The sequence below is a fragment of the Nitrospirota bacterium genome (genome assembly GCA_016212215.1).
GTDB lineage: Bacteria > Nitrospirota > 9FT-COMBO-42-15 > HDB-SIOI813 > HDB-SIOI813 > JACRGV01.
Map to the genome: position 1 here is coordinate 1 of JACRGV010000152.1, position 11187 is coordinate 11187.

At 43.5% G+C, this 11187-nt stretch carries 10 protein-coding genes and 1 rRNA gene; all 11 read right to left on the reverse strand.

The annotated features are described in order from the left end of the window. A 16S ribosomal RNA gene (locus HZA08_13860) occupies positions 1–424 on the reverse strand; the annotation flags it as partial. Between the two features lie 162 nt (positions 425–586). After that, the gene (locus HZA08_13865; GenBank protein MBI5194506.1) at positions 587–1774 is read right to left on the reverse strand and encodes a tyrosine--tRNA ligase; all 1188 of its coding nucleotides are present in this window, start codon (positions 1772–1774) and stop codon (positions 587–589) included. A 169-nt stretch (positions 1775–1943) separates the two neighbouring features. Next, a complete protein-coding gene (gcvH, locus tag HZA08_13870; GenBank protein ID MBI5194507.1) occupies positions 1944–2351 on the reverse strand; it encodes a glycine cleavage system protein GcvH in 408 nt (135 codons plus the stop codon). Positions 2352–2367: 16 nt separating this feature from the next. Beyond that, positions 2368–2781, reverse strand: a complete 414-nt coding sequence (gene ndk / locus HZA08_13875; protein MBI5194508.1) for a nucleoside-diphosphate kinase — start codon at positions 2779–2781, stop codon at positions 2368–2370. Between the two features lie 165 nt (positions 2782–2946). After that, on the reverse strand, positions 2947–3771 hold the full coding sequence (locus tag HZA08_13880; protein MBI5194509.1) for a ComF family protein: 825 nt from the start codon (positions 3769–3771) through the stop codon (positions 2947–2949). A gap of 235 nt (positions 3772–4006) precedes the next feature. Beyond that, entirely contained in the window at positions 4007–5650 is a 1644-nt protein-coding gene (gene gpmI / locus HZA08_13885) for a phosphoglycerate mutase (2,3-diphosphoglycerate-independent) (protein MBI5194510.1), read from the reverse strand. Further along, on the reverse strand, positions 5635–7020 hold the full coding sequence (locus HZA08_13890) for a tetratricopeptide repeat protein (GenBank protein ID MBI5194511.1): 1386 nt from the start codon (positions 7018–7020) through the stop codon (positions 5635–5637). Before HZA08_13890 ends, gpmI begins: the two co-directional genes overlap by 16 nt. 19 nt (positions 7021–7039) lie before the next feature. Then, positions 7040–7423, reverse strand: a complete 384-nt coding sequence (rsfS, locus tag HZA08_13895) for a ribosome silencing factor (GenBank protein ID MBI5194512.1) — start codon at positions 7421–7423, stop codon at positions 7040–7042. 13 nt (positions 7424–7436) lie between these two features. Further along, on the reverse strand, positions 7437–8243 hold the full coding sequence (gene nadD / locus HZA08_13900; protein MBI5194513.1) for a nicotinate (nicotinamide) nucleotide adenylyltransferase: 807 nt from the start codon (positions 8241–8243) through the stop codon (positions 7437–7439). A 119-nt stretch (positions 8244–8362) separates the two neighbouring features. Continuing rightward, a complete protein-coding gene (locus tag HZA08_13905) occupies positions 8363–9619 on the reverse strand; it encodes a glutamate-5-semialdehyde dehydrogenase (protein MBI5194514.1) in 1257 nt (418 codons plus the stop codon). A gap of 229 nt (positions 9620–9848) precedes the next feature. Then, positions 9849–10982 carry a glutamate 5-kinase gene (proB, locus tag HZA08_13910; GenBank protein MBI5194515.1) on the reverse strand — a complete coding sequence of 378 codons (1134 nt, stop codon included), beginning with the start codon at positions 10980–10982 and terminating at the stop codon, positions 9849–9851. Positions 10983–11187: the final 205 nt, after the last annotated feature.

Consider the following 11187-nt stretch of genomic DNA (forward strand, 5'->3'; position numbering starts at 1 on the left):
CCTTCTTCCCTCACGCGGCGTTGCTGCGTCAGGCTTTCGCCCATTGCGCAAAACTCCTCACTGCTGCCTCCCGTAGGAGTCTGGCCCGTGTTTCAGTGCCAGTGTGGCCGATCATCCTCTCAGACCGGCTACCCATCATTGTCTTGGTAGGCCGTTACCCTGCCAACTAACTAATGGGACATGGGCCCATCTTAAAGTGACCCCTCCTTGCGGAGATCCTTTAAAAGAGAAAACTTTCGTCCCTCTTTGTTATCCGGTATTAGCCCCCCTTTCGGAGGGTTATCCCAGCCTTTAAGGCAGGTTACCCATGCATTACTCACCCGTGCGCCACTTTACTCGGGGTATTGCTACCCCTTTCACGTTCGACTTGCATGTGTTAGGCACGCCGCCAGCGTTCGTTCTGAGCCAGGATCAAACTCTCCAAAATATACAGAACCCGCTTTAATGTGCACACTATTTAGTTTTCAAAGACCTTCCGCTCGACACTGGAGCAGATATTTTGCAGCAAATCTGGAACTATCTTTCAAGGACAGATTTGATTTGTCTTAACAACGAAGACACATAATAATAAATTCAAAATCATTTGTCAAGAGTTTATTTTTAAAAATCTTTTTTTTCCTATTTTTACTATTTGTTCCCTTCCTTCAGGTAGTTCTACATTGATTTCTGCGGCCCTCATACCATCCAATTCTACTGCCCCTTCTCTGATAAGCCGTATAGCCTCAGAATTACTCTTTGTTATACCGGAAGCAGTAAGTACATGCGGAAGCCATCTCTTGCCATCCTCTACAGTGTAGACAGGAATATCGGAAGGAATGCTATCACGTTTAGAAAAAACTTTTTCAAAATCATTGCGTGCCTCTACTGCAATTTCTTTATTGTAAAATCTTTCAACTATCTCCCCGGCCAGATTCTTCTTGGCTTCCATGGGATGTATCGTCTTTATGTATTCAATATCCTGATTAGATAATAGTTCATAATATTTAAGCATCAGTCGGTCATCTACAGACATTATCTTTCCAAATATCTCATGAGGCGGTTCCTCAATACCAATATAGTTCTTCTGACTCTTGCTCATCTTCTTTACGCCGTCTAAGCCCTCAAGCAGCGGCATTGTCAATACAACCTGAGGTGATTGTCCTTCCTCCCTTTGAAGGTCACGGCCGACAAGAAGATTAAACTTTTGATCTGTGCCACCAACCTCAACATCAGCCTTCAACATCAGAGAATCATAACCCTGAATCAAAGGATATAAAAACTCATGAATACTTATAGGCTTTCCGGTAGTGTATCTCTTTTTAAAATCCTCACGCTCCAGCATACGTGCAACTGTATATTTGCCGCAGAGCCGGATTAACTCTTCTCCAGTCATCCTGCTCATCCATGTACTGTTAAAAACGACCTCAGTACGGGCCGGGTCAAGTATCTTAAATACCTGGCGCTCATAAGTAGAAGCATTATTCAAAACATCTTCTTTTGTAAGCGCCTTCCTAGTCTCTGAAACACCGCTTGGATCACCAATCATACCGGTAAAATCACCGATAAGAAAGAGAACCTTATGCCCCAAATCCTGAAACTGTTTGAGCTTATACAATAACACTGTGTGCCCTAAATGCAGGTCAGGCATTGTCGGATCAAACCCCGCCTTAATCTTTAAGGGAATTTTTTCCTTAATAGACCACTCAAGTTTTTTTATAAGCTCCTCTTCTGAGATTATCTCTACACAACCCCGTCTGATCAGCTTCAGGTGCTCTTCTATGTTTTTAATTACCATAATTTCACTCGAAAATCCTTCCGGCGGGGTTAGAAAACCCCGCCTATCCAGATATATATCAAGGATAGGTGGGACATTCTTGTCCCACTCTTTTTCAAGCTTTGTAATCTAAAGGCTCGTGAGGGTTTCATTCTAAATTACTATATGGATAACCATATAGTAATCATGCCTAATGAGACTCTTCCAGATATTTCCTGTATGCATTTGAATCCATCAGCGAATTCATTTCTTCAGGATTTGACATCTCAATAGCAGCAATCCAGCCCCTGTTGTAAGGGTCTTCATTAAGTACATCGGGTATCTCTTCCAAGCCTCCATTTACATCAACAACTTTACCGCTTACAACTGCCTCTAATGTAGAAGTTGTCTTTGTAGATTCAATCTCACCGATAACTGCATTTGCATCAACCTGCGTACCAACCTCCGGCAGTTCCACATACACTATATCGCCCAGTTGTTCCTGTGCAAAATATGTAATCCCAATCACTGCCTTGTTTCCTGTGGCACGCAGCCACATGTGATCTTTGTGATACTTTAAATCATCAGGAAACTCCCTTAATAATTCTTCCGGCTTCATGCGTCTTCCTCCCTAATTATAGTTGTTCTAACTTACTAAAGAAATATGGGATCTCAAAATCAGCAGATGCAATTGAGTCTGACCCGTGAACCACATTCTCCTCTATGCCGCCGCCGAAGTTACCCCTTATTGTCCCCTTCAGGGCCTCTGCAGGATTGGTAGCACCCATTAATTCCCTGTTCTTCTTAATTGCATTCTCACCCTCCAGAACTAAGGCTGCAATAGGGCCGGAGGACATAAAAGTAGTGAGGCTGTCATAGAACGGCCTGTCCTTGTGAACAATATAAAACCCTTCTGCCTCTTTCTTGGAAAGCCATAACATCTTCAAAGCAGCTATCCTCAATCCATTTTGTTCAAAAACCCTGATAACCTCTCCAATAAGGTTCTTTCTCACCCCATCCGGCTTTATAAGCGAAAGTGTTCTTTCCATTGTTTCCCTTCCTTCAAATTAATAAGTTAATAAATTCTGCTGGGGAAAAAGATATATTAAACATATTATGCTTGTCAACTGATTTTGATAGCAATGTCAATTCTCAGTGAATTATTCAGGCAAATATAAACAATGATTTGCAAAATATAACCGCATTACCTCGAATCAGACCATCCTTGCAATTGTAATGACATAAACTTTTTCTGCACCGTTTTTCTTTAGTACCTTTGCACATTCATTTACTGTAGAGCCTGTGGTGAAGACATCATCAACAAGAATGATGTTTCTGCCCATGACTGCCTCTTTATTCTGTAAAATGAACGCCCCCTCAACATTCTCTTTTCGTTCCCTGAACCCGAGTTCGACCTGCGGTTTTGTATATCGCTGTCTGAGGAGGACATTGGTCAGCATAGCTATATCAAACCTTGAGCTTATTACTGATGCTATAATCGCAGACTGATTGAACTCCCTTTCACGCAGGCGTTGGGGATGAAGGGGGACGGGGATTGCACAATCAGGCTTTATGAAAGCATCGGAAGATAAACCCATCCCCACCCCCCGATTACTACTTCGGGGGCAGGCTCTAACCCTCCCCTTGAAGGGGAGGGAATTTCCCTCCATACATAACTTCATTACCTCTTCTGTCAATGCCATGCCGATGTGGATCTTTTTTTTATATTTGAAAAGTTTTATTGCCTCAGCAAGTACGTCTTTGTATGGACCTGCGGAGATGGCCTTGTCGAAATATGGAGGGCTTTTGACGCAGTCTCCGCAAGTATGGCCGGGAGATGCTTTAAAATAATCTACAGGAGTTTCGATAGAGGGAAAAGGCATACCACACCTCTGACAGCATAACCCGTCAAACCACTTTATTCCATCCCAGCAATTATTACAAAAACAGGATGTGTAAAAAGAACTATCTGCAGAACCGCCGCATTGCTTACATAAAGCGGGAAATATAATATTCAATATGTGTTTTAGTATATCCATAAGATAACCTCAAAGAAATTTTGGATGAACCGGTCATGAGGCGCGGGCTCACAAACGGCAATGAAAACCCCACCCTCACCCGTACCCTCTCCCTGAGGGAGAGGGTGCTAAGAAAATCAGCGGGACAAGAATGTCCCGCCTATCCTTGTAGAAATGGATAGGCGGGGTTTTCTTACCCCGCTGGAGGTGATTTTCGAGTGAATGTAATATATATATTTTTGATCTAGTTTAATTCTTATCTGATAATAAGAGACGTTCCTGTCATCTCTGCGGGCTTCTCAATCCCCATGAGGTCGAGAAGGGTTGGGGCAATATCTGCAAAGATGCCGGTGGAACGAAGGGTAATGCCTTTTTGGGTAACAATGAACGGTACAAAATTGGTTGTGTGTGCTGTATGGGGTTTGCCGGTCTCATACTCTATCATCTGTTCTATATCACCGTGGTCAGATGTAATGACTGCAATCCCGCCCATTTCTTTTACAGCAGTAAGCACCCTGCCGAGACATTCATCAACAACCTCTACTGCCCTGATACCGGCCTCAAGGACTCCTGTATGGCCGACCATATCAGGGTTTGCATAATTAACAAGAATAAAACCATACTCTCCTGAACGTATACGTTTCTCAAGCTCTTCAGTCACCTTATAGGCACTCATCTCAGGCTTCTGGTCATAAGTGGCGACTTCCTTTGGAGAAGGAATAAGCGTGCGGTCTTCGCCGGGAAACGGTTTCTCCTCTCCGCCGTTAAAGAAGTAGGTCACATGGGCATATTTCTCAGTCTCAGCAGTCCTGAACTGTTTAATGTTTTTTTTGCTGATTACCTCGCTGAAAATATTTTCCAGTTTTGCTGACTCATAAGCAGCAGGAAGGTGCGTCTTTTCATCATACAATTTCATGGAGGCAAAGGCAGAAAGTGAGGGGCATAATTTACGTTGGAACTTGTCAAACTCAACACTTGTAAGAGCCGATGTCAGCTCTCTTGCGCGATCTGCCCTGAAGTTAAAAAAGATAACACCGTCACCGTCTTTGATTGTTGCAACAGGCTCTCCATTTTCATGCGAAAATAACCCCATCCCCACCCTAACCCTCCCCTTGAAGGGGAGGGAAATTTCCTCTCCCTCAGGGAGAGGATTAAGGTGAGGGTGGGGTGTTTCATTAGTGATAATAATTGGAACAACAAACTCATCTGTTACTCCTTCTGTATAGCTCTTCTCAACAGCCTCTACAGGGTCCGATGCCTTTACTCCGACACCATACACAAGCGCACTGTATGCCTTCTCTACCCTATCCCACCTGTTATCACGGTCCATGGCATAGTAACGTCCTGAGATAGTTGCTATCTGTCCGATGCCCGCTTTTTTCAAATACTCCTGAAGTGACTTCACATAGCCAAGCCCGCTTTGAGGAGGGGTGTCGCGTCCGTCTAAGAATGCATGTATATATAAATCTCTTATCCCTGCCTTTTTTGCCATCTCAATGATTGCAAAAAGATGTCTGATATGGCTGTGAACACCACCGTCTGAAAGAAGCCCCATAAGATGGAGTCTGCCTGATGCAGACTTTGCCTTCTCAATACATTCAATAATCACAGGATTTTTAAAAAATTCACCTTCCCGTATAGCCTTATCAATACGCGTTAAATCCTGATATACTACACGACCGGCCCCGATATTCATGTGACCAACCTCAGAATTTCCCATCTGTCCTTCCGGCAGGCCCACAGATTCTCCGGAGGCATCTAAGGTTGTGTGTGGATACTCTTTTAAAAGGGAATTATAGATGGGAGGTCTTGCAATCGAAATAGGGTTGCCGTCTTCTTTGGGATTGATCCCCCAGCCGTCAAGTATAATCAGTGCTAATGGTCTCAGGTTCCGCTCCATTCAATGCTGTCTTTATATAATGACTCCAGCTTGTCATTTTGTTTTTTATTACGATTAGGTGTGTGTTTATCTTTTTTTAAGTGAACAGGGGAGACTGTAAAAGTATTCCATCCCCCGCACCTCGGGCAACGGCCGCTCCACTCATTTGTATGATAATCGCATGAAGGGCAATAGTATGGCACTATCACCATTTTACGGAGGCCAAGCGCCTTTTTAAACTCACTGATTGCATTATCATAATCTTCCTTCCGTTCATAGATATTTCCTAATAATTTGTTCAATTCAGGCATACCGCTCTCTAAGCCTTCCAGTTCTGATAACACATCATACGCCTCATCAAGCATCTCAAGACGATAGTAAAGTTTCCCAAGATAGAATCTTAAAGAGGCACTATCCGGTTTAAGGGATATGGCCTTTTTGTACACCCATATTATCTTTTCAGGCTCACCCTGCTGGAGAGAGTAATCTTCAAGTTTATGCAGGAGTATCTCATTGAAGTTCTGATAATATCCCTTTTCCCACATCTCTGCGGCATCAGAACCATCACCTTCTTCAATTAAAATATCTCCGAGAGTTATATAAGCCGGTGCAAAGTCCTTATCTGACCTTATTATAGTCTTCAATACCTTTTTGCTCTTTTCCCTGTCACTCCTTTTATATAAAGATTTTGCAAATTCATACCGCAGGCCCATCAACAGCTTCATGTCGTCTTTGTTGTCTTTGCGGTGTTTCACAATACGGCCCTGAGACTCATGGGCACCGTCCCATTTTCCCATCTTTACGTAAATATCCCTGAGACGTACAAGGGCCTCAATATTGGAGGAATCTTTCTTTACAACCTCCTGCAGGGCAGAAACCGCCTCATCAGGAGACCCTGACATCACATAATCATTTACAAGGGCAAACAACGCCTCCAGATTCTTTTCATCAATCTTTCTTGCCTTTCTATGATACCTGATCGCCTCTGCATAATTGCGTTCCTGACAGTAGGCATCACCTATTCTTAATAGGGTATTAAGGTGATTAGGCTCTATTTTAATAATCTCACGGAAGTATGATATGGACTGGTCATATTTCCCGGAAAGATAGGCATAGAGACCTTTTGAGAAAATCTCCTGAACACGGGCATCCAGACGATCTTTCTGCCTGCTTCTCCAGTTCTGAAATATATTTTTTGCATCCCTGAGAAGTGTAAAGACAATAACAATGAATGCACCGAGTGCAAAAGAGAATAGAAAGAAACCAACAGTGGATATTGAATAAGAAGATTTCAGACTCAGATTTAAGGTAATAGGGTACGGATTAAGGCGGTCAAAGTAGACTATAACGATTAAAGCGAATATACCTAATAATCCAATAAGGTAGCGCATAAAAATCCTTTTCTTTATCTTACTTCTTGCGTCTAACTTCTGACTTCTTCTCAGCCGTCTCTACGATGACAGCCTTGCGCTTTTTAACCCTGTAATCTACCTCCGGCGCATCACCCCAAAGCCGCTCTAAACCATAGTATTCGCGTGTATCTTCATCAAATATATGGATTATTACATCTCCATAATCCATTAAGACCCATTCGAGATTGGAGATACCTTCAAGATGATGAGCATTTGCACCCTTGGATGCCAGGATTTCATCTACATAGTCTGAACATGCCTTTATCTGACGTTTTGCCTCACCTGTAGCAATTACAAAATAATCTGCAATCGTAGTTATTGCAGACACGTCAAACACAAGAATATCCAGTGCCTTCTTATCTTCAAGACACCTTGCGGCCAATACCGCCTTCTTCTTACCTGTTAGTGTTGTTTTCTTTTTTATCAATTATATATAACCTTTGCCCCATTATATATGACATAACAGTTTCAGGCAACAGATTTCTAACCTCACCCCCATTGCGAACAATCTTTCTTAATTCAGTAGATGATATATCACACAAGGGTATCTTTTCAAGGAACAGGAAATAACCGCCGGATAATGGAAAAGAGAGGCTTGAGATTTCGCCGCGGTCTAACCTTTCAAGGTCATCTGAAAATCCTTCCGGCGGGGTTAGAAAACCCCGCCTATCCATATGTAAATTTTGGGAACCCCGCCTATCCGGATATGTATTATGGATAGGCGGGACATTCTTGTCCCGCTTATTCTTGAAGGGGAGGGAATTTTCAATATCCTTCAGATCAGCAAACCTGTGTCCCGGCCTTGGGATAACAACAAAGTTACATAACGCCAGAAGTTCATCAGCCTTCTTCCATGTATTAATTTCTAAGAATGCATCAATACCTATAATAAAGAAAAATTCTGCTGAAGCACCTATCTCCTCTTTCAAAGCAGAAACAGTATCTATTGAATATGAGAAACCTTTCCGTTCAGACTCTATGGAAGACGCCTTAAAAAAACTATACGGGGCAATGGCAAGTTCAACCATCCTCAGGCGGTGTTCCGGTGAAATAACTTCTGTCATTGCCTTGTGTGGTGGATTACCTGTTGGAATAAATATTATAAGGTCAAGGGATAACCGCTCCCTGATTTCACCGGCAATGCGGAGATGTCCGAGATGAACAGGATTAAATGTCCCGCCGAAAAGACCTATACGCTGCAATTCCCAATAACCTACTTTCTAACCACAGAGGCACTGAGACACAGAGGAGACTTTTTATATCATATCCCAAATCTTTTCTCCGTGCCTCTGTGTTTAATTATATCTATAATTTCCTTATACTATTCACGTATCTGTCCTTCTCCTAAAATAATAAATTTTGCTGATGTAAGCTCTTCAAGACCCATGGGACCTCTTGCATGTATACGCGTTGTGCTTATGCCAATTTCAGCACCCAGACCGAATTGTCCACCATCATGAAGGCGTGTGGAGGCATTAACAAACACAGCCGCAGCATCAACCTCTCTCAGAAATCTCATTGCCCTCTGATGATTGTTTGTAACGATTGCCTCGGAATGTTGTGAACCGAACCTCTCTATGTGCCTTAATGCCTCTTCCATATCATCAACGATCTTTATATTCAGGATAAGGTCAAGGTGCTCTGTGTTCCAATCCTCTTCTGAAGCTGATTTAATAGAGGCATCAATTGCTGCCGTTTTCTGACAACCTCTGATTTCAACCCCGGCCTGCTGTAATCTCTTTATCATCCCGGTAAGAAAGTCTGATGCAACAGCCTTGTGAACCAGCATTGTTTCCATAGCATTGCACGTACCGGGCCGCTGTACCTTCGCATTAAAACAGATATCCTCTGCCATCTTAATATCAGCATCTTCATCCACATAAGTATGACAAAGCCCCCTGTCATGTTTTATCACAGGTATTGTGGAATTTGCAGACACAGTCTTTATAAGTGCTTCACCGCCCCGTGGAATAATCAGATCTATATATTTATCCAGCTTCAGCATCTCCATAACAGCCTGCCGGTCAACTACATCAACCATTGTTATAGAACCATCAGGAAGCCCTGCCTTTAAGCCGGCCTCAATAAGGATATTAGCAATGGCCTTATTTGAATTAATTGCCTCTGAGCCGCCGCGTAAAAATACACCGTTACCTGACTTTATGCAGAGTGCTGCTGAATCTGCTGTAACATTCGGTCTTGATTCATAGATAATCCCTATGACACCAATAGGTACCCGTATCCTTCCCACCTGCATCCCGTTCGGCCTCTGCCGCATGTGTGTAATCTCCCCCACAGGGTCAGGAAGGGCCGCGATATCTCTTAACCCCTTTGCCATTTCTTTTATCCTCTTTTCATTCAGGGTAAGCCTGTCTAATAGGGCAGAAGAAAGTGACTTTTCTGTTCCTGCCCGAAGGTCTTTCTGATTCTCTGCTATTAATCCTGCAGATTCCCTTTCCAGGGCATCAGCCATTGCAAGAAGTGCATTATCTTTTATACGTGTTGAAGTACTCGCCAGCCTCCTCGCCCCTTCCTTAGCCTTCTTCCCTTTTTCTTCTATATAATTTTTAAAGTCCATAAACCCCTCCTCCTCCCGAAAATTCCTACGGCGGGGTAAGAAAACCCCGCCTATCCAGCAAAAAAATGAGGATAGGCGGGACATTCTTGTCCCGCTGATTTTTATTCCCCACCCCCCTTAATTATTACTTCGGTGGGAGGCCCCGACCCTCCCCTTGAAGGGGAGGGAATTATTTCTATGATTATAGCTTCTTACTTCTTGCCTCTAACGTCTGTTAACTGCTTACTGCTTACTGCTTACTGCTCACTATTACAAGGTTATCCCTGTGTATCACCTCATCATAATCCTTATACCCTAAAATCGCCGGAATTTCACTGGTTTTTTTCCCTATGATCCTTATTAGCTCTCTTGAGTTATAATTGGTCAACCCCTTGGCAAATACCTTACCTCCCTCATCTTCACATGAAACTGCATCACCGGCCTCAAATTCTCCGGCAACGGCTGTTATACCTGATGGCAGGAGGCTCTTTCCCCTCTTTAGCAACGCATCCCTTGCACCGTTGTCCAGAATAAGACGGCCGCTAGCAGGAAGTGCATGGGCAATCCAGTGTTTCCTGCTTGTAAGGCGGGATTCTTTTGGCAGGAAAAGCGTCCCCACTTCAAAACCGGTAAATAATCGGTTCAAAAGACCGGCTGCATTGCCATTCATGATTACGGTAGGGATGCCATATTCTGAAACCCTTTTGGCAGTCTCCACCTTGGATGTCATACCACCGGTCCCTTCAATCGTAGTTGAACCACCGGCAATATCCTCAATATTCCTGTCTATCTCTTTAACAACCGGTATAAGCACAGCATCCTTATGCAAAGAAGGATTCGCTGTAAATAACCCCTCTACATCAGACATGATAATCAGAAGATCAGCATCTACCACATTAGTTACAAGCCCGGATAACAGGTCATTATCCCCGAACTTTATCTCATCCACTGCCACAGTATCATTTTCATTTATCACAGGAACAACCTTATATGACAGCAACGTAAGCAGTGTATTCCTTGAATTCAGAAATCTCTTCCTGTCTGCAATGTCATCACGGGTCAGGAGTATCTGGGCAACCTTTATATCAAATGCCCTGAACATCTTCTCATACATCTGGATCAATTTACTCTGACCTATAGAGGCAGCAGCCTGTTTAAGAGGAATCTCCCGCGGCTTTTTAGTCAGCCCCAGTTCATTCATCCCCGCCACAACAGCACCGGAAGATACGATGACAACCTCAAAACCCCTATGATGTAATTCCCCAATCTCCCGTGCAATCCTCTTAATCCGCCGCGAGTTCAGACCGCTCCCTGTAGAAGCAAGCACCCTGCTCCCGATCTTTATAACAATACGCTTAACGTCTTTTAAAACGGAAATTCTTATAGCCGAAGTCTTCATCCGAAAATCCCTTCCGGCGGGGTAAGAAAACCCCGCCTATCCCTTTCTACGAGGATAGGCGGGACTTTCTTGTCCCGCTGATTTTCATGGCCCTTTGTGAACCCTCGGTTCATGGGAGTTCATCCGAAAATCAACCCCATCCCCACCCTACCCCTCCCCTTGAAGGGGAGGGAATCAACGTAGCCCCCTC

What these genes read in the sequence shown, in the direction of transcription:
- gcvH (MBI5194507.1), bottom strand. Translation starts at nt 2,351, where the DNA reads ATGAAGCCGGAAGAATTATTAAGGGAGTTTCCTGATGATTTAAAGTAT.
- HZA08_13890 (MBI5194511.1), bottom strand. Translation starts at nt 7,020, where the DNA reads ATGCGCTACCTTATTGGATTATTAGGTATATTCGCTTTAATCGTTATA.
- HZA08_13905 (MBI5194514.1), bottom strand. Translation starts at nt 9,619, where the DNA reads ATGGACTTTAAAAATTATATAGAAGAAAAAGGGAAGAAGGCTAAGGAA.
- ndk (MBI5194508.1), bottom strand. Translation starts at nt 2,781, where the DNA reads ATGGAAAGAACACTTTCGCTTATAAAGCCGGATGGGGTGAGAAAGAAC.
- gpmI (MBI5194510.1), bottom strand. Translation starts at nt 5,650, where the DNA reads ATGGAGCGGAACCTGAGACCATTAGCACTGATTATACTTGACGGCTGG.
- HZA08_13865 (MBI5194506.1), bottom strand. Translation starts at nt 1,774, where the DNA reads ATGGTAATTAAAAACATAGAAGAGCACCTGAAGCTGATCAGACGGGGT.
- HZA08_13880 (MBI5194509.1), bottom strand. Translation starts at nt 3,771, where the DNA reads ATGGATATACTAAAACACATATTGAATATTATATTTCCCGCTTTATGT.